Raw genomic sequence first — 26,185 nt, 5'->3', positions numbered from 1 at the left:
CGGGCCCGGCCGGCGGACCGAAAAACATGAGCTTGTCTCACCTCTTGTGCGGCGGGGGGCGCTCCGGCAGGATCGGCGCACCCCACCCCCGACCGCCGCCGCGAGGTGCCCCGTGCGCGTCCGCCGCTCCGCCGCCGCCCTGCTGCTCACCGCCGCCGTCCTCGGCACCGTCTCCGCGGGCCCGCCCGCCGACCGCGGCCCCTTCGACGCCCGCAAGGTCGCCGCCACCACCCTCGCCGACGGCCGCACCGCGTTCACCGACCACCACGGCCGGGTCCTCGACCTGCGCGGCTTCAACCTCGACAAGTACGACGAGACCACCGAGGCCGACCTGCGCGAACTCGCCGGCCACGGCTTCGGCCTGATCCGGATCGCCGTCTCCTGGGCCCGACTGGAACCCACCCGCGGCCACTACGACCGCGCCCAGCTCGCCCGGCTGCGCCAACTCCTGGACTGGGCCGGCAAGTACCGCCTGTACGCGGTCGTCGACTTCCACCAGGACGTCTACGGCCAGTACTTCGTCGGCGGGACCGGCGGCGCCCCCGCCTGGGCCACCCGCGACGACGGCCTGCCCTTCACGCCCGACCCGGACGACTGGTTCGCCGGCTACTTCCAGCCCGCCGTCCAGGCCGCCTTCCGCCACCTCTACGACGACCCCGACCTGCGCCGCGCCCAGTCCGAGCTGTACACCACCGTCGCCCGCGAACTGCGCGGCGAGCGCGCCCTGCTCGGCTACGACCTGTTCAACGAGCCGTTCGGCCCCGTCGACGGCGACCCCGCCGACCCGGCCGTCCTCGCCGCCGCGGCCGCCGAGCTCGAACAGGGCCGGCTCGCCGGGATGTACCGCCGGCTGATCGCCGCGGTCCGCCAGGTCGACCGCGACGCCTGGCTGTTCGTCGAACCCACCGTCCTGGTCGGCCAGGGCGTCCCCACCCGGCTGCCCGCCTTCACCGACCTCCGCCGCGGCCCCGACCACCTCGGCTACGCCCCGCACTTCTACGACACCGCCGTCGAAGCCGGCCGGGACTGGGACCCGGCCGGCGGTTTCGTCGAGGCCTACACCGCCGCCGTCACCGCCTACCCGCGCTCCCACCGGCTGCCCGTCCTGGTCGGCGAATGGGGCCCGCCCTCCGCCGCCACCCCCGGCAACGCCGAACTGATCCGCCGCCAGGTCACCGCCATGCGCACCTTCGCCGCCGCCTGGACCATGTGGTACTGGTGCCACGGCGCCGGCGGCTACTGCGCCCTCACCCCGGACGGCCGCCCCGCCCCCGGCTACGAGCCCGTCTTCACGACGAACTGACCCGCCGCCGGGACCCGGTGTCTCCACCGCCGCCCCGCGCCCCGCCAGGGGCGCGGGGCTCACCCGCCTACTCCAGCCCGCGCCGCACCAGCAGCGGTCCGATCTCCGGCCCGCGCCCGAGCACCGACCGCACGCACTCCATCGCATCCCGGCTCCCGCCCCGGGACAGCAGCTCGGCCCGGAACAGCTCGCCGCTCTCCCGGACGGTCCGCCCGTTGCCGCGGAACCACTCGACCGTGTCGGCGTCCAGCACCTCCGACCAGATGTACGCGTAGTACCCGGCGCTGTAGCCGTTCGAGAACACGTGGTTGAAGTACCCGGTCCGGTACCGCGGCGGCACCGCGGCGACCGCGAGGCCCGCGTCCGCGAGGGCGCGCGCCTCGAACTCCTCCGGGTCCGCCACCACCGCGCCGGCCGGCAGCGAGTGCCAGGCCCAGTCGAGCAGCGCCGCCGCCAGGTACTCGACCGTCCGGAAGCCCTGCCCGTAGTTCTCGGCGGCGAGCATCCGCTCGACCACCGTGGCGTCCAGCGGCTCCCCGGTGACGTGGTGGCGCGCGTAGTTGGCCAGCACCTCCGGCCGGGTCATCCACATCTCGTTGACCTGGGACGGGAATTCGACGAAGTCGCGGGGGACCTCGGTACCCGCGAAGGACGGGTACACGACGTCCGAGAACAGGCCGTGCAGGGCGTGCCCGAACTCGTGGAACAGCGTGCGCACCTCGTCCCAGCTGAGCAGCGCGGGCTCGCCGGCGGCCGGGCGCGCGATGTTGAGGTTGTTGACGACCACCGGGCGCGTCCCCAACAGGCGGGACTGCGGGACCAGTTCGTTCATCCAGGCCCCGCCGCGCTTGGACTCGCGGGCGAAGAAGTCGCCGATGAACAGGCCCAGCGGGGCCCCGTCCGCGTCGAACACCTCGAACACCCGGGCGTCCGCGTGGTACGCCGTCAGGTCGGGACGCTCGGTGAAGCTCAGCCCGTACGCCAGGCCCGCCGCGAAGAACACGCCGTCCCGCAGCACCCGCTCCAGCTCGAAGTAGGGGCGCAGCGCCGCGGTGTCCAGCTCGTAGCGCTCGGCGCGCACCTTCTCGGCGTAGAACGCCCAGTCGTGCGCCGCGAGTTCGGTGATGCCGTCGGCGGCCGCGGCGACGGCCAGGTCGGCGGCCTCGCGCTCGGCGTTGGCGACGGCGGGGGCGACCAGCCGGCCGAGCATGGCGCCCACCGCGTCGACGGTGCCGGCGGTCTCGTCGGCGACCACGTACGAGGCGTGGCTGGGGTGGCCGAGCAGGGCGGCGCGTTCGGCGCGCAGCGCGGCCATCCGGGCGGCGAGCGGGCCGTTGGTGTCCAGGCCGCGGCGCAGCGAGGCGGTCAGCAGCCGCTCGCGCAGGGCGCGGTCGGTGAGGTGGGCGAGCTCGGTCTGGTTGGAGAAGTTCTTCAGGCTGAGCACCCAGCGGCCGTCCTGGCCGAGCGCGCCGGCGTTCTCCGCCGCGGCGGCGACCGCGGCGGCGGGCAGGCCGTCGAGGGCGTCGGCGCTGTCCACGGCGACCGCACCGGCCAGCGAGGCGTCGTGCGTGTTCTTGCGGAACGCGGCGCTGTCGGCGGCGAGCTGGGTGTTGATCTCGCGCAGCCGCTGCTGGCCCTCGGCGTCCAGGCGGGCTCCGGCGCGGACGAACGCGGTGTGCCGGCGCTCCAGCAGGCGCAGCGACTCGGGGTCCAGGCCCAGCTCGTGGCGGGCCTCGTGCAGGGCGTCGAGGCGGGCGAACAGCGCCGCGTCGAGGTGGATCGCGTCGGCGTGCGCGGCCAGCCGGGGGCTGATCTCCGCGTCCAGTTCCTGGACGCCGGGGGTGGTGTCGGAGGAGTCCTGGTTGAAGAAGACCGCGGACACCCGGCGCAGCACCGCACCCGAACGCTCCAGCGCCACCACGGTGTTGTCGAAGGTCGGCGGCTCGGGGGCGGCGACGATCGCGGCCACCTCGGCGAGCTGGTCGGCCATGCCCCGCTCGAACGCGGGCCGGTAGTGCTCTTCCCGGATCTCGGCGAAGGGCGGGAGCTCGTACACCAGGGTGCTGGGCGAGAGGAAGGGGTTGTCGCTCATGCCGCGAGATTACGGCCCGGCGGCCCGTGGCGGAACACCGTCAGACCAAGCCGCCGGTCGGTCGCCACGTCCCCGCCGGTCGGCTGCCGCCGAGTCGCCCGCCGTTCGCCGTTACGCCCGCGCCGCGCCGCCCGCCGGACGCCGTCACGGCGGTTGTCGGAGCCACCGGCTACCGTCGACAGGTCCACGCCCGTGCACAGACCGAGCCCGCGAGAGGAGCCGCCGCCGTGCGCTACGCCCTGGTGCCCGATCCGCACGGCCCGGGCGGCCGCCTGCAGCCGCTCGGCGAGGACGGCACGCCGCTCGGGCCGCCCGAGCACGCGCCCCGGCTGGCCGAGGCGGTGGCCGCGGCGGAGGCCGAGCACGCCCCGCGCTGGGTCTGGCCCACGGCCGACACCGCGTACGGCCCGCTGCTCGCGAAGCTGCCCGAACGGCTGGCCCGCTGCCACGACCTGCGGCTGACGGAGGCTCTGCTGCTGGGCCGGGAGGGCCGGTTCGGCGCGCCGCGTTCGCTCGGCGCGGCCTGGTCGAGGCTGCGCGGGCTGCCGGTGCCGCCCGACCTGCCGGAGGGCGCACTGCCCGACGAGGACGGCCTGTTCGCCCCGGACCGGCTGCAACTGCCGCCCGGCACCGACGCGTTGGAAGCCACCGTGGCCGTCCACGGCGAGCAGCTGCGCCGCCTCGCGGCGATCGCCGACCCGGCGGCCAGGTCCCGGTTCCGGCTGCTGGTGGCGGCCGAGTCGGCGGGCGCGCTGCTGGCCTGCGAGATGGCGCACGACGGGCTGCCCTGGCGGGCGGACGTGCACGACGCGCTGCTCACCGACCTGCTCGGCCCGCGCCCGGCCATCGCGGGCACCCAGCCGGCCCGGCTCGCCGAACTCGCCGTGGAGATCCAGCAGGCGCTCGGCGCCCGGCCGTTCAACCCGGACTCGCACACCCAGGTGATCAAGGCGTTCGCCGACCGCGGCATCCAGCTCTCCTCGACCCGCTCCTGGGAGTTGAAGTCCGTCGACCACCCGGCGGCGGCCCTGATGGTCCGTTACAAGGAGCTGTCCCGGCTGCACGCCGCGCACGGCTGGGCCTGGCAGGCCGCCTGGGCCCGCGGCGGCCGGTTCCGCCCCGAGTACGTGGTGGGCGGCGTGGTCACCGGCCGCTGGGCCTCGCGCGGCGGCGGCGCCCTGCAGATCCCCCGCACGCTGCGCCGCGCGGTGGTCGCCGACCCGGGCTGGCTGCTGGTGGTCGCCGACGCCGCGCAGCTGGAGCCCCGGGTGCTGGCCGCCCTCTCCGGCGACACCGGCCTGGCCCGCACCGCCGCCGGCGGTGACCTGTACGCGGCGCTCGCCGCCACCGCCTTCCACGGCGACCGCGACAAGGCGAAGCTGGGCCTGCTCGGCGCGATGTACGGCCAGACCGGCGGCGGCATCGGCCCGCTGCTGAACACGCTGCGCCGCCGCTACCCGGACGCGATGGGGTACGTGGAGGCCGCCGCCCGCACCGGCGAGGACGGCGGGGTGGTCTCCTCCCGCCTGGGCCGCGTCTGCCCGCCGCCCTCGGCGGACTGGCTGGACCTCACCGAGGCCCCCGAGTCCGGCGAGGCGGGCGGCCGCTCGGCCCGCGCCCGCGGCCGCTTCACCCGCAACTTCGTCATCCAGGGCAGTGGCGCGGACTGGGCCCTCGCCCTGCTGGCCGCGCTGCGCCGCCGGCTGTCGGTGCTGCACTCCGGCGAGGACCGGCCGCACCTGGTGTTCTTCCAGCACGACGAGGTGGTGGTGCACACCCCGGCGGACCTGGCCGACACCGTGGCCGCCGCGGTCGCCGAGTCCGCCGAGGAGGCCACCGCCCTGGTCTTCGGCGACACCCCGGTCCGCTTCCCGCTCACCACCGCCGTCGTCGACTGCTACGGCGACGCCAAATGACCACCCGCTAGGCTCGCCCCGTCGCCGGACCGGCCCATCCCCCGGCCCGGCGACGCCCTCAGCTCTCGCCCGCGCCCGGCCGGGTGACCAGCAGCAGCAGCGCGTCGTCGTTCAGCTCGCCGCCGGTGTGGGTGAGCAGGTCCGCGTAGAGCCGGGCCACCGCGGTGTCCAGGTCGGCGAGCGAGCGCCAGCCGTCGCGGACCAGCGGGCCGGCGCGTTCGGCGAGCGGGTAGAACTCGCCGTGCGGGCCGCCCTTGGCCTCGACCACGCCGTCGGTGCAGAGCACCAGGACGTCCTGCGGGCCGAACGGCACGGCGGCGGGGCAGGGTTCGCCGGCGGCGAGGTGGCCGAGGCCGAGCGGCAGCCAGGGATCGGCGGACTCCAGGGTCTCGGTGCGGCCGTCGGCGCGGACCCGGATCGGCGGGACGTGCCCGAGGTGCATCAGTTCGACGCTGCCGGCGTCGCGGAACTCGGCGAACAGCGCGGTGGTGAACTCCCCGTCGGGCACGTGCCGGTGCATGCTGGCCTCGATCCGGGCCGCGACCACGGGCAGTTTCGGCTCGTCGTAGGCGGCCTCCCGGAACGCGCCGAGGACCACCGCGGCGGTCTGCACCGCGCCGAGCCCTTTGCCGCGGACGTCGCCGACCAGCACCCGGGTTCCGTGCGGGGTGTCGAGGACGGAGTACAGGTCGCCGCCGATCCGGGCGGCGTCCGCGGCGGACACGTACCGGACGGCCAGCCGCAGCGGCCCGACCACGGGTTCGGGTTGGCGCAGCAGCGCGCGCTGGGCGGCCTCCGCGACCGAGCTGACGGCCGCGAAGGCCGCGGCTCGTCGCATCCGCACTTCGGCGACCCAGGCGCTGAACGCGGTGAGCGCGAAGTAGCTGACCATCGCGCCGTACAGGAAGCGGCTGTCGCCGAGGTCGTCGATCTGGTCGTAGTGGCTGAGCCCCAGCAGGGTCATCAGGCCGAGGAAGCAGACGGCGAGCAGTTCGCGCGGTCTGAGGGTGAGCGCGGCGATGGAGGGGACGACGACCATCAGCGGCGCGAGGTAGCGGTCCCGGCCGGAGAAGTAGTCGGCGAGCCCGACCAGGACGATCGCGGTCAGCGCGGGCGCGGCGCGGCGCAGGAAGGAGAGGTCCTGCAGGTCCGCGGCGAGCAACGCGTTGCGGCGCCGGCCGGGCGGCACTCCGCCGGTCCCGGTGGCCGGCGGGCGTTCCCGGCGTAGATGGGGCACCTTTCGAACATATCGGACCTTCCGGCACCCTGCTCCGTCCGGGCGACATCGAGCCCGGCGGCGCTCCTCGACCGGTGGTGGGTGCGTGCGCCGGTGCCGTTCCCGGCCCGGCGCGGACTACCCTCGGGACCGAGCCACGGGTCGCGCACGCCGGAACGCCGCCCACCCCTGGACGGAATACCCCAGGGGGGTATGGTGTTGTTGTCGGTACAGCAGAAGCGCGTTCCCGGAGGTCTCCGATGTCCAGCACCGTCACCTACACCGTCAGCGGGATGAGCTGCGGCCACTGCGAGAAGGCCGTCCACGGCGAGGTCTCCGCCCTGCCGGGCGTCACCGCGGTCGCCGCCGACGCGAAGGCCGGCACCGTCACGGTGACCGCCGAGGGCGGGCTCAGCGACGAGCAGATCGCCGCCGCCGTGGACGAGGCCGGCTACGAACTGGTCGGCCGCACCGCCTGATCCACGCGCGGGCGGGGAGCGGCCCGACCCACCCCCGCCCCGCAGGCGTCCGGAGCACCGAGAGCAAGTCGACAGAAGCGGACCAGCTGATGAGCACCACCACGGACCCCGCCGCCCCGCCCGGGCCGCGCGAGCGCGTCGAACTGGCGATCGGCGGCATGACCTGCGCGTCCTGTGCCGCCCGGATCGAGAAGAAGCTGAACCGGATCGACGGCGTCGAGGCCAGCGTCAACTTCGCGACCGAGAAGGCCCGGGTGGACTTCGGCCCCGGCACCAGCGTCGCCGACCTGATCGCCGCCGTGGAGCGGACCGGCTACACCGCCGAGCTCCCCCCGCCGCCGGCCGCCCCCGAGCCTGTCGCGCAGACCCCGCCCCCGGAGGCCGGGAGGGACCCCCAGCGCGACCGGCTGTTGATCAGCGCCGCACTCAGCCTCCCGGTGGTCCTGCTCTCGATGATCCCGGCGCTGCAGTTCGACAACTGGCAGTGGCTGGCGTTCGCGCTGACCGGTCCGGTCGTGGTGTACGGCGGGTGGCCGTTCCACCGGGCGGCCTGGACCAACGCCCGGCACGGCGCGGCGACCATGGACACCCTGGTCTCGCTCGGCACCCTGGCCGCCTTCGGCTGGTCGGTGTGGGCGCTGTTCCTCGGCGACGCCGGGATGCCCGGCATGCGGCACTCCTTCCGGCTCACCGTCGGCGGGGAGGACGCCTCCTCGGCGCTCTACCTGGAGGCGGCGGCCGCCGTCACCACCCTGATCCTGCTCGGCCGCTGGCTGGAGGCCCGCGCCAAGCGCCGGGCCGGCGCCGCCCTGCACGCCCTGCTGGAACTCGGCGCCAAGGACGTGACGGTCCTTCAGGACGGGCGCGAGGTCCGCATCCCGGCGGACCGGCTGACGGTCGGGGACCGGTTCGTGGTCCGACCCGGCGAGAAGATCGCCACCGACGGCACCGTGGTCGAGGGCAGCTCCGCCGTGGACGCCTCGATGCTGACCGGCGAGTCCGTGCCCGTCGAGGTCACCGCCGGCGACGGCGTCACCGGCGCGACCGTCAACGCGGGCGGCCGCCTGGTGGTGGAGGCCACCCGGGTCGGCGCGGACACCCGACTCGCCCGGATGGCCCAACTGGTGGCGGACGCACAGAACGGCAAGGCCGCCGCCCAACGCCTCGCCGACCGGATCTCCGCGGTGTTCGTGCCCGTGGTCATCCTGATCGCCCTCGGCACGCTGGTCGGTTGGCTGCTGGTCTCCGAGAGCCCCACCGCTGCGTTCACGGCGGCGGTCGCGGTGCTGATCATCGCCTGCCCCTGCGCACTCGGCCTGGCCACCCCGACCGCCCTGCTCGTCGGCACCGGCCGCGGCGCCCAACTCGGCATCCTCATCAAGGGCCCCGAGGTCCTGGAGAACACCCGCAAGGTCGACACCGTCGTCCTCGACAAAACCGGCACCGTCACCACCGGCCGAATGACCCTGACCGCCCTGCACACCACCGAAAACACCACCGAAGACCAGGCCCTGCGCCTCGCCGGCGCCCTCGAACACGCCTCCGAACACCCCATCGCCCGCGCGATCGCGGACGCCGCACAGCAACGGCTCGGCACCCTCCCACCCGTCGAAGACTTCACCAACATCCCCGGCCTCGGCGTCCAAGGCACCATCGACGGCCACACCGTGGTCGCCGGACGCGAGGCACTCCTCGCCGACCGGGCCCAGCACCTGCCGCCCGCCCTCGCCAAAGCCAAGACCGCCGCCGAACACGCGGGTCGCACCGCGATCGCAGTCGGCTGGGACGGCACGGCCCGAGCCGTCCTGGAAGTCGCGGACGCAGTGAAACCCACCAGCGCGCAAGCCATCACCGAACTGCGCGCCCTCGGCCTGCGCCCCGTCCTGCTCACCGGCGACAACCGCCTCGTCGCCGAAACCGTCGCCACCGAGATCGGCATCCCCACCCACGACGTCATCGCCGAAGTCCTCCCCGAGGACAAGGCCGCCACCATCCGCAACCTCCAGACCGAAGGCCGCACCGTCGCCATGATCGGCGACGGCGTCAACGACGCCGCCGCCCTCGCCCAGGCCGACCTCGGCCTCGCCATCGGCACCGGCACCGACGCCGCCATCGAAGCCGCCGACCTCACCCTCGTCCACGGCGACCTCCGCTCCGCCGCCGACGCCATCCGCCTCTCCCGCCGCACCCTCACCACCATCAAGGGCAACCTCTTCTGGGCCTTCGCCTACAACACCGCCGCCATCCCCCTCGCCGCCGCCGGCCTCCTCAACCCCATGATCGCCGGCGCCGCCATGGCCTTCTCCTCGGTCTTCGTCGTCGGCAACAGCCTGCGCCTGCGAAGCTTCCGGAGCTCCTGACGGGCGGTCAGCGGCCGAGCAGCTCGCCGCCGTTGCAGTGCAGGATCTCGCCGGTGATGAACCCGGCCTCGGCGGAGGCGAGGAAGTACACGGCGGCGGCGACCTCGCCGGACTCGCCGATCCGGCCGAGCAGGGTGCGCGCCGCCCGGCGGGCGACCTCGGCCTCGTCCAGGCGCGGCCCGAAGAACTCGGTGCCCGCGACGGTGCCGGGGGCCACGATGTTGGCGGTGATCCCGGACGGTCCGAGCTGGGCGGCCAGGAAGTGGTTCCAGGCGTGCAGGGAGGCCTTCGCGGCCCCGTAGGAGCCGGCGCCGCGCAGCGCGGCGATCGAGGAGACGGTGACCACCCGGCCGGAGCCCGGCGTGAGCCGGTCGCGGATCGACTCGGTGAGCAGCACGGCGGTCAGCACGTTGCGTTCGAAGTCGCCGCGCCAGCGTGCCAGCACCGCGTGCGGCCCGGCGCCGAGCACGGTCTCCCGGCTGCCGGCGTTGTTGACCAGGACGTCGATCCGGGCGGGCAGGGCGTCCAGCGCGGCCTCGACGGCGTCCGGGTCGGCCAGGTCGCACACCAGCGGGGAGACGTTCGGGCCGAGCTCCTCGGCGGCCCGGTCGAGGACTCCGGGACGACGACCGACGATCACCACCCGCTCACCCGTCTCGGCGAAGCGCCGGGCCACCTCCAGGCCGATGCCGGTGCCCCCACCGGTGACGACGACGTTCCTGGCCACAGCGCGCTCCCTCCCTGACCGTTCACCGCGCCGCGGATGGCAGGCGGTCCGTACCGGATTGCCACGATTCCTATCACGCTGGGTTGCGATGGCTGCGGGGTGGGTGACACCGCGCCCCGCCCGTGCGGTGTGGTATGAGTGCGGCATTCGGGTGCGCGGATGCACACGGAGAGTGGAGAGAGGCAACTCACACCCCCCTGGCGTAACTCTGCGCCCCCTGATACGTCTTACCTTTTGTAGAGCGGGGCTCCGGCGGGCCCCGGACGGGCAGTCGATTCGTCGACGGCCCTCGCGCACGACGCCGGGCCGGTCCCGGGATCCGGGGGACGCTTTGAGCGGCCGTTTCCCCCCGGGGCCGTCCCGGGCGTCGTGCGCCCCAGCACGGCGAACGGCTGGGGCCCGGTCCCACACTCCCTCTGCGGGAGGTGGGACCGGGCCCCAGCCGTTGTGCGTGCGGCAGCCTCAGCGGGCGTCGAGCGGCACGTAGTCGCGGATCTCGATGCCGGTGTAGACCTGGCGCGGGCGGCCGATGCGGCTGCTCGGGTCCTTGATCATCTCGTGCCAGTGGGCGATCCAGCCGGGGAGCCGGCCGAGCGCGAACAGCACGGTGAACATGCTGGTCGGGAAGCCCATCGCGCGGTAGATCAGACCCGTGTAGAAGTCCACGTTCGGGTAGAGCTTGCGCGAGACGAAGAAGTCGTCCTTGAGCGCGTGCTCCTCCAGCTTGAGGGCGATGTCCAGCAGCGCGTCGGACTTGCCGAGCTGGGCCAGCACCTCGTGGGCGAGCACCTTGACCTGCGCGGCGCGCGGGTCGAACGCCTTGTAGACGCGGTGGCCGAAGCCCATCAGCTTGACGCCGTCCTCGCGGTTCTTCACCTTGCGGATGAACGCGTCGACGTCGCCGCCGTCCTTCTGGATCTGCTCCAGCATCTCCAGCACGGCCTGGTTGGCGCCGCCGTGCAGCGGGCCCCAGAGCGCCGAGATGCCCGCCGAGATCGAGGCGAACAGGTTGGCGTGCGAGGAGCCGACCAGGCGCACCGTGGAGGTGGAGCAGTTCTGCTCGTGGTCCGCGTGCAGGATGAGCAGCTTGTCCAGGGCGTTGACCACGACCGGGTTCAGCTCGTAGTCCTCGGCCGGGACGGCGAAGGTCATCCGCAGGAAGTTCTCGACGTAGCCGAGGTCGTTGCGCGGGTAGACGAAGGGCTGGCCCATCGCCTTCTTGTACGCGTACGCCGCGATGGTCGGGAGCTTCGCCAGCAGGCGGACCGTCGAGAGGTTGCGCTGCGCCTCGTCGAACGGGTTGTGGCTCTCCGGGTAGAAGGTGGCGAGCCCGCCGACCACCGAGGAGAGCATCGCCATCGGGTGCGCGTCCCGGGGGAAGCCCTGGTAGAAGCGCTTGACGTCCTCGTGCAGCAGGGTGTGCTGGGTGATCTCGGTGCTGAACGCCGAGAGCTGGTCCGCGTTCGGGAGCTCACCGTTGATCAGCAGGTAGGCGGTCTCGATGAAGTTGGCCTCCGCGGCCAACTGCTCGATCGGGTAGCCGCGGTAGCGCAGGATGCCGGCGTCACCGTCAATGAAGGTGATCGCGGACTTGTTGGCGGCGGTGTTGCCGAAACCGTTGTCCAGGGTGACCAGGCCGGTCTGCGGGAGCAGCTTCGAAATGTCGAAGCCGGCGTTGCCCGCAGTGCTGTCGACGACGGGGTACTCGTACTCGCCGCCCTGGTACCGCAGTACTACCGATTTGTCGCTCACGTCTTCCTCACCGACGAAATTTGATCCTCATCCGACTGCCCTGACTGTCTCAACGATCCCCCACCCGAAGGACGGCCGCGCACCCGGGGGTGACCCCCGAGAAGGACCGGGGGCTACAAAGTCTGCCGCCGCTGCCGGTGCGAACCGGACAAGATCGGCAACCAGACCAGGTTCCGCCCTAAATCTCTTCACGTCAAGACAACCTCTGAACGTACCGTACCCCCTGACCCTCAGCCAGCAGCCAATCTGTGGTCCAGCGCGGAGTGCCGCCGACCCGCGCTCACCGCCCGCACGGCCTGCCCGATCGCCTTGCGCGACCCCACCAGGACCACCAGCTTCTTCGCCCGGGTGACCGCCGTGTAGAGCAGGTTCCGCTGCAGCATCGTCCACGCCGAGGTCGTGACGGGAATCACCACCGCCGGGTACTCGCTGCCCTGCGAACGGTGGATCGTCACCGCGTACGCGTGCGCCAGCTCGTCCAGCTCGTCGAAGTCGTACGGCACCTCCTCGTCCTCGTCGGTCAGCACCGTCAGTCGCTGGTCGTCCACGCTCAGTGCGGTCACGACGCCCACTGTGCCGTTGAAGACACCGCTGCGCCCCTTCTCGTAGTTGTTCCGGATCTGCGTCACCTTGTCGCCGACCCGGAACGTCCGCCCGCCGAAGCGGCGTTCGGCCAGGCCCTCCCGGGCCGGGGTGACCGCCGACTGGAGCAGCGTGTTCAGCGCGCCCGCCCCCGCCGGGCCGCGGTGCATCGGCGCCAGCACCTGGACGTCGCGCCGCGGGTCGAGGCCGAAGCGCTGCGGGATCCGGCGGGCCACCACGTCCACCGTCAGGCCCGCGGCGCGCTCCGCGTCGTCCTCGACGAACAGGAAGAAGTCCGGCAGACCCTCGGTCAGCGGCGGGAGGCCCTCGTTGATCCGGTGCGCGTTCACCACCACGCCCGACTGCTGGGCCTGCCGGAAGATCCTGGTCAACCGCACCGACGGGATCGGGCTGCCCGCGGAGAGCATGTCCCGCAACACCTCGCCCGCACCCACCGACGGCAGCTGGTCGACGTCCCCCACGAACAGCAGGTGCGCGCCCGGCGCCACCGCCTTGACCAGCTTGTTCGCCAGGATCAGGTCCAGCATCGACGCCTCGTCGACCACCACCAGGTCCGCGTCCAGCGGCCGGTCCCGGTCGTACGCGGCGTCCCCGCCCGGCTTCAGCTCCAGCAGCCGGTGCACCGTCGACGCCTCCGCACCGGTCAGCTCCGCCAGCCGCTTCGCCGCCCGACCCGTCGGCGCCGCCAGCACCACCTTCGCCCGCTTCGCCAACGCCAACTGCACGATCGACTTCACCGTGAACGACTTGCCGCAGCCCGGCCCGCCGGTCAGCACCGCCACCTTCTCGGTCAGCGCCAGCCGCACCGACTGCTCCTGCTCCGGCGCGAGTTCGGCCCCCGTCCGCCCCGCCAGCCAGCCCAGCGCCGCCGGCCAGTCCACCTGCCGGAACCACGGCATCCGGTCCTCGTCCGCCCGCAGCAGCCGCAGCAGCTGATTGGCCATCGAGATCTCCGCCCGGTGGAACGGCACCAGGTACACCGCGGTGATCTCCTGCCCCTCCGCGCCCGGCAGGCGCTCGCGCACCACGCCCTCCGCCGCGACCAGCTCCGCCAGGCAGTCGATCACCAGCCCGACGTCCACCTGCAGCAGCTTCACGCCGTCCGCGATCAGGCGCTCCTCCGGCAGGTAGCAGTGGCCCTGGTCGGTGGACTGCGACAGCGCGTACTGCAGGCCGGCCTTCACCCGCTCCGGCGAGTCGTGCGGGATCCCCACCGCCTGCGCGATCCGGTCCGCCGTCAGGAACCCGATGCCCCACACGTCCGACGCCAGCCGGTACGGCTGGTTCTTCACCACCCCGATCGACGCGTCCGCGTACTGCTTGTAGATCCGCACCGCGAGCGACGTCGACACGTCGACGCTCTGCAGGAAGACCATCACCTCCTTGATGGACTTCTGCTCCTCCCACGCCTTCGCGATCATCTTCGTCCGCTTCGGCCCCAGGCCCGGCACCTCGATCAGCCGCTTCGGCTCGGTCTCGATCACCTCCAGGGTCTCCACCCCGAACCGCTCCACGATCCGCTCCGCGAAGCGCGGGCCGATCCCCTTGATCAACCCCGAGCCCAGGTAGCGCTGGATCCCCTGCACCGTGGCCGGCAGCACCGTCGTGTAGTTCTCCACCGTGAACTGCCGCCCGTACTGCGGATGCGACCCCCACCGCCCGAACAGCCGCAGGCTCTCCCCCACCTGCGCCCCCAACAGCGCCCCCACCACCGTCAGCAGGTCATTGGCCCCCCGCCCGGTGTCCACCCGCGCGACCGTGTACCCCGTCTCCTCATTGGCGTACGTGATCCGCTCCAGGACCCCCTCCACCTGAGCCAGCTGCAACGGACACCTCACACACCATCAGGACACCTCGCGAACCAGACCGTACCCGCCCCCACCGACACCCACCCAAGCCGTCCGCGTCCAGGCAGGGCGCGGGGGTACCTCCGGCGAAGCGAAGGGGCGGAACCTATCCGCTCTCACCGAGCCGCAGCACTCGCGGCACCCGCCGCCGGCCCGCCACCCCTTCCAGCACCGCGGCGCACGGAACCAGCACCACCAGCCCGAGCGCGGCGGCGCCAACAGCCGCCCAGTCCGGCGCGAACGCCGGCGCTCCCGCGCCGCCCGTGAACGCCCGTAGCTCCAGCGCCGGCCCGAGCAGCCACGGCAGGCCCAGCCCGAGCAGCGTCCCGCCGACCACCGCCGCGGCCAGCACGGGCAGCAGCTGCACCACCTGGACGCCCGCCGCGGCCCTCGCGCCCAGCCCCAGCGTCCGCAGGTGGGCCAGCATCCGCCCTCGTTCCGCCGCACCGAGCAGCAGCTCCAGGACCACCGCCACCAGCCCCAGCAGCAGACCGATCGCCGCCGCGCTCCCGAACGCCACCTCCAGCGCAGCCACCAAGCCGTCGTCCGCGGACGCCCCCAACTCGCCGTTCAGGTCGCGAACTTCGACCGGCGCTCCACGCAGCACCGCGCCGCCCGCCGCACCGGCGCCGCCCGCCCCCGCGGTCGCCGCCGAGCCCGCGACCACGGCCCGCAGCCGGGCCCCGTCGATCCGCTGCGAACCGGCCGTCGACCCGGGCCGGCCGGGCTCGGCGAACAGGACGGCGGCGTTGCGCCGGCCGGTCTGCCTGGGCAGCCGGTCCGCACCGGGGCCGCCGAAGACCAGGAGCGGTCCGGTGCTGCGGACCTCGCCGACCACCGGGCCGATCGCCCGGTCGGCGGCCGCCCCGGCGGGCAGCACGCCGACGATCCGGACCCGGAACCTGGTGACGCCGGCGTCCGCGTCGAACGAACCGTCGGGGAACCGGGCCGCCGTCACCGGGTCCGCCAGCGCCGGGAGTTCGGAGCCCGCACCGAGCGGCGCGGACAGGCCTGCGGCGGTCAGCGCCGCCGCCACCGGGGAGCCGGGCTCCATCCGGGCCAGCTGCGCCGCGTCGACCCCGACCAGGCCGACGTCCTTCACCACGGCGCCGTCCTCGTCGGCGGTCAGCGCCGCCACCCCGCCACGCACCGGCAGCACCCCGCCGACACCCGGGACCTTCGCCAACTCCTCGACCGGCAGCGGACGTTGCGAGGGCCCGAGGACCACCGCGTCGCCGCCGGTGCGCCACTCGGCGGCCGCCACCCGGCCGTGCCGGACCGTCCCGGACACCAGCGCGCCGAACACCGCGCAGGCCAGTGCGGGCACCAGCACCAGCAGCGCCGTCGCGGCCGCCCCCGAACGCCGCGCGGCCTGCGCCAGACCTACCAGCGCGACCGGTCCGCGGCGCCGCCGCGCCCACCGGATCAGCAAGCGCAGCGGCAGCGGGTAGACCCGCAGCACCACGACCACCGCAGCCAGGCCCAACATCACCGGAACCAGAGCAAGTTGAGGGTCGGGGTCGGCCGCGTCGGCGGTCGGCAGCGCCCCGCGCAGCCGCAACTGCAGCACGCCCGCCCCGGCCAGGACCAGCACCGCGGCCTCCACCACCAGCCGCCCGGAGAGGTCGAACGCCCGCCGCAGGCCCCGCCGGCGCAACGGCTCCCGACCGGCCCGACGCACCACCCGGCCCTGCCACCACACCGCCACGGCCGGGGCCGAGGCCACCAGCACCGCGGGAGCCAGCGCGGGCCACCAAGGACCCAACGGGCGCCCGTCCGCCAGCCGCACGGACACCAGCCAGCCCGCCAGCAGGCCCGCCAGGGCCGCCGGGGCGGCCTCCAGCAGCCGCAGACCGGCCAGCGCGAGCTCACCTGCACCGCGGGCCCGCTGCAGCGCCAGCGCCGCCTCCCGGCGGCGCGCGCCCAGCCGGGCCGCCGCCACCGCCGTGGACACCCCGATCGTCAACAGGCCCGCCAGCGCGAAGGACTGCAGCGAGACCGTCCGCACCCGCTGCCCGGCGAACCGGTCCGCCAGGTCCGACAGCCGCTCCTGCACCTGCGGCGGGTGCACGGTGCGCACCCCGGCCGGGCACTCCGAGTTGTCGAAAACGATCTCGCCGCACAGCCGTCCGATCGCGGACTTCGCGAACAACCGCGCCCCGGAGGCCAGTTCACGCACCCCGGCGGCCGTGCCGCCGGTCCCCCACGGCTGCTGCGCCGACCAGAACACCCAGGTCGCCGCCAACGAGAGCGACCCGCGCGCCTCCATCGCCTCCAGCGCCGCCGGGGCCACCATCGCCTCCCCGTAACGCACGTGCCCGCTCGGCACCGGCGCGTCCAACGGCGCGTTCAGCAGCGGAAGTTCACGCCACAGATCGTCCGACCCGTCGAGCGGCTCGAACACCCCGACCACCACCGCCCCGGTGACCGAGGTGCTGCCCGCCAGCTCCACCCGCTGGCCCACCGCCAACCCGAACTGCTCCAACACCGGCCGGGACAGCCCCAGTTCGATCGGCGCGGTCGCCGGATCGGCCGGCAGTCCGGGTGCCCGGCCCGCCACCCAGCGCACCCGGTCCGCCGCGTCCTGCGGGTACGCCAGCGACAGCACCCCGGCATTGCCGTGCGGCTTCGGCACCCCCGGGCCGGACACCTCCATCCCGTCGCTCTCCGCCCAGCCCGACACCCGCACCAGGGTCCGCGCCAACTCCCCCGAGGAACCCTGCCGCAGGCCCTCGCCGACCCGGGTCAGGTCACCGTCCAGCGTCCCGAACTGCGGCGCCGTCGACCGCCCCGTCCGGTCCCGCGGCGCCGAAACCGTCGAACGCGCCGTCACCAGCGGGCCGTTCACCTGCTCCACCGCCAACCGCCGGTCCAACTCCGCGGTCGACAAGCCGTCGAACACCGGCGGCCACAGCAACACCGCGACGGTCAGCACCGCCGACAGCGCCGCCAGCACCACCAGCACCGGCCGGCCCGTCCGGACCTCGCGCAGCGCCGGCCGCCACCCCCCGAACCCCCGCAGCCCGCTCATCCGTTCTCCCCCGCCCGCAGCTCACGCGCCAGATCGACCCGCGCCAACACCCGCGACAGCACCACCACCACCGCGCCGACCCCCAGGCCGGTCGCCAGCACCACCAACGCCGTCCACCCCCACCCCACCGTCAACTCCAACGCCGGGAACACCGCCCGCCCACCGCCGTCCACCACGATCAACGGCAGCACCACCGCAGCCAGCGCGACCCCCAGCACCCCGCCCAGCAGCACCGAGAACCCCACCACCGCCAACTGCTCCAGCCGCAGCACCCCGGCCAGCTGCCGCCGCCGCACCCCGAGCGCCCGCAGCACCGCGAACTCCCGCCGCCTGGACCGCGCCGAGCCCACCGCGTGCACCGTGAACCCCGCCACCGCGAACACCGGCGACAGAGCCAACGACAACACCAGCGCACTGCGCCGCCCAGCCCGGAACGGGTCCTCCGCCAACGCCGCCGCCCGCGCCCGGACGCTCTCCACCCGGCCCAGCCGCGGATCGGCCACGATCGCCCGCTCCGCCTCCGCCGCACCGGACCTCGACCCCGCCGCCACCAGCCACGCCTCGTCCACCACCGGCCGGAGCCCCTGCCCCGCCCGCGCCGCCGACAACGCCGGCAGGTCCACCAGCACCTGCGCCTGCTCCCGGCCCGACCCGCCCGGGACGTCCGCCAACTCCCCGACGATCCGCAGCCCGAACAGGTCCTCGGCGCCGCTCGACACCCGCAGCTCCCGGCCCACCCGCACACCGGCCTGCGCCAGGAACGCCCGGTTCGCCAACGCCGGCACCACGAACCCCGCCGTAGGCATCCCGCGCACCCGCTTCGGCGCACCCGCCGCCAGCAGCCCGAACGTCACCGCGTCCGACCCGTCGTCCGCCACCGCGTCCGGCGCCGGCCCGCGAACCACCGCCCGCAGCAACCCACCCTCCACGGAGGACAGTTCACACACCCCTGCCTCGGCCCGCGGCCGGTCCGGGTCACCGCCGCCGGGGCACCCCAACCCCGCCGTCCCGACCGGCCCCCGGGTCACATCCACCCAGCTTGCCCCCGACGGCAGCGACGCCCCCTCGATCCCCGACACCGTCAGCGCCAACGTCGCCCGCGGGAAGCCCCGCGCCGCCGTCCGCAGCACCAGCCCGGTCACCTGCAGCGGGAAGCTCAACGAACCCGACGCCAGCGGCAACGACACCGAACGGAACACCCCGTCCGCCGTCAGCGGCGCCTGCACCTCCGTCACCAGGCCACTCGCGTCCTCCACCCGGGCCGCCAGCCACACCGGACCGACCCGGTCCGCCGCCGACAACGCCACCCGGACGTCCAACGCCGCCGGCCGCCCCGCCACCACCATCCCGTGCACCGGGACGCCCGCCCGCAGTCGCGCCAACTCCACCGCCGGCGAACCCTGCACCTGATCCGACCGGACCGCCGGCACCGCATGCGTCCAGGCACCCGAAGCGGCCCGCTCCGGCGTCGCCACCGACTGCACCGACGCCGTGTCCACCGCCACCACCTCGGTCTTCACGCCGTACACCTCGCCCCGCTCCACCGCCAACGGCGTCACCGCAGCCACCCCCGGCAGCCCCGCCAGCGCCGCCCGTCGCGCCCCCGGCGGCAGTTCACCACGCGTCACCCGCAGGTCCGCACCCAACTCGAACGCCGCCCGGTCCCGATCGCTCGGCCCCTCCCCCGCGATCGCCGTCGTGGTCAGCGCCCCCACCGCCAGCGCCAACGCCATCAACAACACCGGCGCCGCCTGCCCCGCACGCCCCCGGCTCACCTGCCACCCGCTCAACGGAGCCACCAAACCCCGCCCCCGCCGCGCCGCCGACTCCAACGCCCGCCCCAACGGCGGCAACAGCCGCAGCAACAGCAACGCCGCCGCCACCGTCATCACCACCGGCGCCAACACCAGCACCGGATCGAACCCCACCGCACTCGACACCGGACTCAACAGCCCCTGATACCTGCGCAATTGCAGGTACGCCAGCACCGCCACCGCCGCCAGCACCAGATCCGCCCCGGCCCGCTGCGCCGCCGCCCGCCGCGCACCCCGCGACGGCGTCTCCCGTTCGCCACCGTCCGCCGTCCACACCACCGGCAGCAACGCCGCACACCCGTGCAGCAGCAAAGCCACCCCCGCCACGGCCCACGCCGCCGGCCCGACCGTCTCCTCCGCAGCCCCGTCCACCGGCAACCCCAGCCCGGCCAGCACCCGCAGCAACGGTCCCGCCACCCACAACCCCAGCAGCACCGCCGGCACCATGCACAGCGCCCACTCCGCCGCCGCAGCCCCCACCAACCGCGCCCGCCCCGCCCCGCGTGCCAGCTGCAACAGCAGCTCCACCCGCCGGGACTGCGCCAACTGACGAGCCGTCAGCACCATCGTCACCGCCGACAGCACCGCCAGCATCGTCACCGGCACCAGCATCCCCGACCGCGCCACCGTCATCGGCGACCACAGATCGTCCACCGCCACCGGCAGGTCACTCGCCCCCCGCAGCCCCTTCACCGACGGCTCCGCACCCCGGAACACCGCCCGCGACACATCGCCGCCCGTCAGCCGCTCGACCCGGTCCCGCAACGCCGTCAGCCCCTCCGGCCGCAACCGCCCCGGATCCGGCACCGCCGTCCACTGCACCACCACCTGGTCCTGCAACACCGGATGCGTCCGCACCAGCTCCGGCGATCCCAGCACCAGGCCCGCCGGCGAGTCCAACGCCGACGCCAACCCCCAAGCGCGCCACAGCGGTTCGGACCCCGGCGCCTCCCGGTACACCCCACTCACCGTCACCGGCAGCACCGCACCCGCCGACTGCTGCAACGGCACCCGCGCCCCGACCGACACCCCCAGCCACCGCGCCGCCGACTCCGACACCGCCACCTGGTCCGACCCGACCGGCCAGGCACCCTGCGACAACTCGGCGAACCGCTCCGGCTCCGCCACCGCCAACGGCGAGACCCGCAGGCCCGAGGCCCCCGTCCCCACCGCACCCGCCACCTGCGGCAACGGCGCCTCCAACGGCACCGACCCGTGCCACGCCTCCTCGATCCGGGCCGGCATCCCCGGCAACGCCCGGTGCAACGCCGCCCGTACCGGCGCATCCGCCGCCGTATCCCCACCCGCCGCGTACCGCCCCAGCACCGAGACCGACACCCTCGGATCCGCCGCCAGCCGGTGCCGCATCCCCTGCGTCACCGAACTCGCCGTCAGCGCCGTCAACGCCGTCAGCACCGCCACAGCCACCCACACCGTCACCGCCGCAGCCCCCAGCACCACCCCGTGCTGCCCGGCCCGACGCACCCCCGCCGGCGAACCCCGCCCGTCCGCGCCCATGTCCCCCGCAGCCCTTCCGTCGACCCGATGGTCTGGACCAATCCTGACGGGAAGTCTGACGCCAACCCCCCGCGCAGACAACATCCAGACGATCACGGACCCCACTCGTTGGGCCTCCGGAAATGCAGAAAGGGCCCCAGCCGTGAGGCTGGAGCCCTTTCATGAATGATTGTTCGGCGGCGTCCTACTCTCCCACAGGGTCCCCCCTGCAGTACCATCGGCGCTATGAGGCTTAGCTTCCGGGTTCGGAATGTAACCGGGCGTTTCCCTCACGCTATGACCACCGAAACACTATGAAACTATCCACCGGAGTGGGTCGTTGTTTCAGAACAACACAGTGGACGCGAGCAACTGAGGACAAGCCCTCGGCCTATTAGTACCGGTCAACTCCACCCCTTACAGGGCTTCCATATCCGGCCTATCAACCCAGTCGTCTACTGGGAGCCTTACCCTCTCAAGGAGGTGGGAGTGCTCATCTCGAAGCAGGCTTCCCGCTTAGATGCTTTCAGCGGTTATCCCTCCCGAACGTAGCCAACCAGCCATGCCCTTGGCAGGACAACTGGCACACCAGAGGTTCGTCCGTCCCGGTCCTCTCGTACTAGGGACAGCCCTTCTCAACACTCCTACGCGCACAGCGGATAGGGACCGAACTGTCTCACGACGTTCTAAACCCAGCTCGCGTACCGCTTTAATGGGCGAACAGCCCAACCCTTGGGACCTACTCCAGCCCCAGGATGCGACGAGCCGACATCGAGGTGCCAAACCATCCCGTCGATATGGACTCTTGGGGAAGATCAGCCTGTTATCCCCGGGGTACCTTTTATCCGTTGAGCGACGGCGCTTCCACAAGCCACCGCCGGATCACTAGTCCCTACTTTCGTACCTGCTCGACCCGTCAGTCTCACAGTCAAGCTCCCTTGTGCACTTACACTCAACACCTGATTGCCAACCAGGCTGAGGGAACCTTTGGGCGCCTCCGTTACCCTTTAGGAGGCAACCGCCCCAGTTAAACTACCCACCAGACACTGTCCCTGATCCGGATCACGGACCCAGGTTAGACATCCAGCACGACCAGAGTGGTATTTCAACGTCGACTCCACCATGACTGGCGTCACGGCTTCAAAGTCTCCCACCTATCCTACACAAGCCGAACCGAACACCAATATCAAGCTATAGTAAAGGTCCCGGGGTCTTTCCGTCCTGCTGCGCGAAACGAGCATCTTTACTCGTAATGCAATTTCACCGGGCCTGTGGTTGAGACAGTCGAGAAGTCGTTACGCCATTCGTGCAGGTCGGAACTTACCCGACAAGGAATTTCGCTACCTTAGGATGGTTATAGTTACCACCGCCGTTTACTGGCGCTTAAGTTCTCAGCTTCGCCTAGTCGAAACCAGACTAACCGGTCCCCTTAACGTTCCAGCACCGGGCAGGCGTCAGTCCGTATACATCGCCTTACGGCTTCGCACGGACCTGTGTTTTTAGTAAACAGTCGCTTCTCGCTGGTCTCTGCGGCCACCACCAGCTCAGGGAGCAAGTCCCCTCACCAGCAATGGCCCCCCTTCTCCCGAAGTTACGGGGGCATTTTGCCGAGTTCCTTAACCACAGTTCACCCGAACGCCTCGGTATTCTCTACCTGACCACCTGAGTCGGTTTGGGGTACGGGCCGCCATGAAACTCGCTAGAGGCTTTTCTCGACAGCATAGGATCATCCACTTCACCACAATCGGCTCGGCATCAGGTCTCAGCCTATTGTGAGGCGGATTTGCCTACCTCACGGCCTACACCCTTACCCCGGGACTACCACCGCCCGGGCTGGACTACCTTCCTGCGTCACCCCATCGCTCACCTACTACAGGCTTGGGTCGGCGGCTCCACCACGTCCCTTTGTCCGAAGACTCCGGGCCGGCTTCACGGCCTTAGCATCACCTGGTTCGACGTTGGCGCTTCAAAGCGGGTACGGGAATATCAACCCGTTGTCCATCGACTACGCCTGTCGGCCTCGCCTTAGGTCCCGACTTACCCTGGGCAGATCAGCTTGACCCAGGAACCCTTGGTCAATCGGCGCAAGAGTTTCCCACTCTTGTATCGCTACTCATGCCTGCATTCTCACTCGTGAACCGTCCACAACTCGATTCCTCGGCTGCTTCACCCGGCACACGACGCTCCCCTACCCATCACAGCCTCCGTTGGGAGTATTGCTGCAATGACACGACTTCGGTGATGTGCTTGAGCCCCGCTACATTGTCGGCGCGGAATCACTTGACCAGTGAGCTATTACGCACTCTTTCAAGGGTGGCTGCTTCTAAGCCAACCTCCTGGTTGTCTCTGCGACTCCACATCCTTTCCCACTTAGCACACGCTTAGGGACCTTAGTCGGTGTTCTGGGCTGTTTCCCTCTCGACCATGGAGCTTATCCCCCACAGTCTCACTGCCGCGCTCTCACTTACCGGCATTCGGAGTTTGGCTAAGGTCAGTAACCCGGTAAGGCCCATCGCCTATCCAGTGCTCTACCTCCGGCAAGAAACACGCGACGCTGCACCTAAATGCATTTCGGGGAGAACCAGCTATCACGGAGTTTGATTGGCCTTTCACCCCTAACCACAGGTCATCCCCCAGGTTTTCAACCCTGGTGGGTTCGGTCCTCCACACGGTCTTACCCGCGCTTCAACCTGCCCATGGCTAGATCACTCCGCTTCGGGTCTTGGGCATGCAACTATGGGCGCCCTATTCGGACTCGCTTTCGCTACGGCTACCCCACACGGGTTAACCTCGCTACACACCGCAAACTCGCAGGCTCATTCTTCAAAAGGCACGCAGTCACAGTCCGAAGACTGCCCCCACGGCTTGTAGGCACACGGTTTCAGGTACTATTTCACTCCGCTCCCGCGGTACTTTTCACCATTCCCTCACGGTACTATCCGCTATCGGTCACCAGGGAATATTTAGGCTTAGCGGGTGGTCCCGCCAGATTCACACGGGATTTCTCGGGCCCCGTGCTACTTGGGAAATGAGCAAGCAAGCCGTACAGATTTCGTCTACGGGGGTCTTACCCTCTACGCCGGACCTTTCGCATGTCCTTCGACTACCCATACGGTTTCTGACTCGCCGACCGGCCGGCAGACCGATCAAGCTCACTCCCACGACCCCCAAGTGGCAACCCCTGCCGGGTCTCACACCACTCAGGTTTAGCCTCATCCGGTTTCGCTCGCCACTACTCCCGGAATCACGGTTGTTTTCTCTTCCTGCGGGTACTGAGATGTTTCACTTCCCCGCGTTCCCTCCACATACCCTATGTGTTCAGGTATGGGTGACAGCCCATGACGACTGCCGGGTTTCCCCATTCGGACACCCCCGGATCAAAGCTCGGTTGACAGCTCCCCGGGGCCTATCGCGGCCTCCCACGTCCTTCATCGGTTCCTGGTGCCAAGGCATCCACCGTGCGCCCTTAAAAACTTGGCCACAGATGCTCGCGTCCACTGTGCAGTTCTCAAACAACGACCAGACACCCACCTCACCAAGCATGGGACCGGCGACCACTGAGACAACGAAGACTCGTTCCCTCAGGACCCAACAACGTGCCCGACACACCCGACCCAGAACCGCGTTCCACGCCCCGAAAGGCAGTACTAGCGGTCTTCACCGAGTGTGCCGAATAGTCAACGTTCCACCCATGAGCTAGCACTCCAGGACATTCGCCCGAAGCTGCCATGTGCTCCTTAGAAAGGAGGTGATCCAGCCGCACCTTCCGGTACGGCTACCTTGTTACGACTTCGTCCCAATCGCTGGTCCCACCTTCGACGGCTCCTCCCCTTACGGGTTAGGCCACCGGCTTCGGGTGTTACCGACTTTCGTGACGTGACGGGCGGTGTGTACAAGGCCCGGGAACGTATTCACCGCAGCATGCTGATCTGCGATTACTAGCAACTCCAACTTCATGGGGTCGAGTTGCAGACCCCAATCCGAACTGAGACCGGCTTTTTGGGATTCGCTCCGCCTCACGGCATCGCAGCCCTTTGTACCGGCCATTGTAGCACGTGTGCAGCCCAAGACATAAGGGGCATGATGATTTGACGTCGTCCCCACCTTCCTCCGAGTTGACCCCGGCAGTCTCCTGTGAGTCCCCGACATTACTCGCTGGCAACACAGAACAAGGGTTGCGCTCGTTGCGGGACTTAACCCAACATCTCACGACACGAGCTGACGACAACCATGCACCACCTGTACACCGACCACAAGGGGGCGCCTATCTCTAGACGTTTCCGGCGTATGTCAAGCCTTGGTAAGGTTCTTCGCGTTGCGTCGAATTAAGCCACATGCTCCGCTGCTTGTGCGGGCCCCCGTCAATTCCTTTGAGTTTTAGCCTTGCGGCCGTACTCCCCAGGCGGGGAACTTAATGCGTTAGCTGCGGCACCGACGACGTGGAATGTCGCCAACACCTAGTTCCCAACGTTTACGGCGTGGACTACCAGGGTATCTAATCCTGTTCGCTCCCCACGCTTTCGCTCCTCAGCGTCAGTAATGGCCCAGAGATCCGCCTTCGCCACCGGTGTTCCTCCTGATATCTGCGCATTTCACCGCTACACCAGGAATTCCGATCTCCCCTACCACACTCCAGCCTGCCCGTATCGAATGCAGACCCGGGGTTAAGCCCCGGGCTTTCACATCCGACGCGACAGGCCGCCTACGAGCTCTTTACGCCCAATAATTCCGGACAACGCTCGCACCCTACGTATTACCGCGGCTGCTGGCACGTAGTTAGCCGGTGCTTCTTCTGCAGGTACCGTCACTTGCGCTTCTTCCCTGCTGAAAGAGGTTTACAACCCGAAGGCCGTCATCCCTCACGCGGCGTCGCTGCATCAGGCTTTCGCCCATTGTGCAATATTCCCCACTGCTGCCTCCCGTAGGAGTCTGGGCCGTGTCTCAGTCCCAGTGTGGCCGGTCGCCCTCTCAGGCCGGCTACCCGTCGTCGCCTTGGTAGGCCATTACCCCACCAACAAGCTGATAGGCCGCGGGATCATCCTGAACCGCCGGAGCTTTCCACCAACCCCCATGCAGGAGAAGGTCGTATCCGGTATTAGACCTCGTTTCCAAGGCTTGTCCCAGAGTTCAGGGCAGATTCCCCACGTGTTACTCACCCGTTCGCCACTGATCCACCCCGAAGGGCTTCACCGTTCGACTTGCATGTGTTAAGCACGCCGCCAGCGTTCGTCCTGAGCCAGGATCAAACTCTCCGTGAATGTCTCCACGGGGAGCGGCACAGCAACCACCGGAATAAGGCGGCCCTGCGCACTGCGTCCTCGCTAGTGTTTTACTTCAAAAGGAATCTCCAACCCCGAAACAAGTCCGAGGCCGGGGATGTCAACATATCTGGCGTTGACTTTTGGCACGCTGTTGAGTTCTCAAGGAACGGACGCTTCCTTCGACCGATCTTCCGATCGAATCTCCGGGCGCTTCGTTCTTTCGTGTTTCAAGCTTATCAGAGGTTTTCGCCACCGTTTCACCGGTGTTTCCTCGAACTCGCTTTCGT

11 protein-coding genes and 3 rRNA genes are annotated in these 26,185 nt (G+C 70.9%); 4 read left to right on the top strand and 10 right to left on the bottom strand.

Annotation, left to right across the window (positions count from 1 at the left end; genetic code table 11):
• The first annotated feature begins 112 nt into the window (after positions 1–112).
• Positions 113–1,303, top strand: coding sequence for a glycoside hydrolase family 5 protein (locus BX266_RS24720; protein WP_099903214.1), 1,191 nt, complete (start codon positions 113–115; stop codon positions 1,301–1,303).
• Positions 1,304–1,370: 67 nt separating this feature from the next.
• On the opposite strand, the gene BX266_RS24715 is transcribed toward BX266_RS24720, so the two are convergent.
• Positions 1,371–3,395, bottom strand: coding sequence for a M3 family metallopeptidase (locus BX266_RS24715; RefSeq protein WP_099903213.1), 2,025 nt, complete (start codon positions 3,393–3,395; stop codon positions 1,371–1,373).
• Positions 3,396–3,622: 227 nt separating this feature from the next.
• Between BX266_RS24715 and BX266_RS24710 the strand changes: the two genes are divergently transcribed.
• Entirely contained in the window at positions 3,623–5,311 is a 1,689-nt protein-coding gene (locus BX266_RS24710; protein WP_099903211.1) for a bifunctional 3'-5' exonuclease/DNA polymerase, read from the top strand.
• Between the two features lie 58 nt (positions 5,312–5,369).
• Here BX266_RS24710 and BX266_RS24705 read toward each other — a convergent pair whose 3' ends face one another.
• The gene (locus BX266_RS24705; RefSeq protein ID WP_099903209.1) at positions 5,370–6,548 is read right to left on the bottom strand and encodes a PP2C family protein-serine/threonine phosphatase; all 1,179 of its coding nucleotides are present in this window, start codon (positions 6,546–6,548) and stop codon (positions 5,370–5,372) included.
• Positions 6,549–6,787: 239 nt separating this feature from the next.
• Between BX266_RS24705 and BX266_RS24700 the strand changes: the two genes are divergently transcribed.
• On the top strand, positions 6,788–7,006 hold the full coding sequence (locus tag BX266_RS24700; RefSeq protein WP_099903207.1) for a heavy-metal-associated domain-containing protein: 219 nt from the start codon (positions 6,788–6,790) through the stop codon (positions 7,004–7,006).
• An 89-nt stretch (positions 7,007–7,095) separates the two neighbouring features.
• Positions 7,096–9,366 carry a cation-translocating P-type ATPase gene (locus tag BX266_RS24695; protein ID WP_099903205.1) on the top strand — a complete coding sequence of 757 codons (2,271 nt, stop codon included), beginning with the start codon at positions 7,096–7,098 and terminating at the stop codon, positions 9,364–9,366.
• A 7-nt stretch (positions 9,367–9,373) separates the two neighbouring features.
• Here BX266_RS24695 and BX266_RS24690 read toward each other — a convergent pair whose 3' ends face one another.
• The 8 genes from BX266_RS24690 to BX266_RS24655 all read right to left on the bottom strand — a co-directional run bounded on the left by BX266_RS24690 (position 9,374) and on the right by BX266_RS24655 (position 25,895).
• Complete coding sequence (locus BX266_RS24690) at positions 9,374–10,093, bottom strand: SDR family NAD(P)-dependent oxidoreductase (protein ID WP_099903203.1); 720 nt, start codon at positions 10,091–10,093, stop codon at positions 9,374–9,376.
• A gap of 462 nt (positions 10,094–10,555) precedes the next feature.
• Entirely contained in the window at positions 10,556–11,845 is a 1,290-nt protein-coding gene (locus BX266_RS24685) for a citrate synthase (RefSeq protein ID WP_099903201.1), read from the bottom strand.
• A 230-nt stretch (positions 11,846–12,075) separates the two neighbouring features.
• On the bottom strand, positions 12,076–14,274 hold the full coding sequence (locus BX266_RS24680) for an ATP-dependent RecD-like DNA helicase (RefSeq protein WP_099903199.1): 2,199 nt from the start codon (positions 14,272–14,274) through the stop codon (positions 12,076–12,078).
• A 127-nt stretch (positions 14,275–14,401) separates the two neighbouring features.
• Positions 14,402–17,326, bottom strand: coding sequence for a hypothetical protein (locus BX266_RS24675; protein WP_099903197.1), 2,925 nt, complete (start codon positions 17,324–17,326; stop codon positions 14,402–14,404).
• Entirely contained in the window at positions 17,323–20,754 is a 3,432-nt protein-coding gene (locus BX266_RS24670) for an ABC transporter permease (protein ID WP_143686988.1), read from the bottom strand. The genes BX266_RS24675 and BX266_RS24670 overlap by 4 nt, the downstream gene beginning before the upstream one ends.
• Positions 20,755–20,829: 75 nt before the next feature.
• Positions 20,830–20,946: ribosomal RNA gene (rrf, locus tag BX266_RS24665) — 5S ribosomal RNA — on the bottom strand.
• 65 nt (positions 20,947–21,011) lie between these two features.
• Positions 21,012–24,117, bottom strand: a 23S ribosomal RNA gene (locus BX266_RS24660).
• 261 nt (positions 24,118–24,378) lie between these two features.
• Positions 24,379–25,895 (bottom strand): 16S ribosomal RNA (locus tag BX266_RS24655).
• Together the 16S, 23S and 5S rRNA genes form the textbook arrangement of a ribosomal RNA operon.
• Between the last annotated feature and the right edge of the window lie 290 nt (positions 25,896–26,185).

The organism is Streptomyces sp. TLI_171 (genome assembly GCF_003610255.1).
GTDB lineage: Bacteria > Actinomycetota > Actinomycetes > Streptomycetales > Streptomycetaceae > Kitasatospora.
This window is presented reverse-complemented; position numbering and strand designations above follow the sequence as displayed.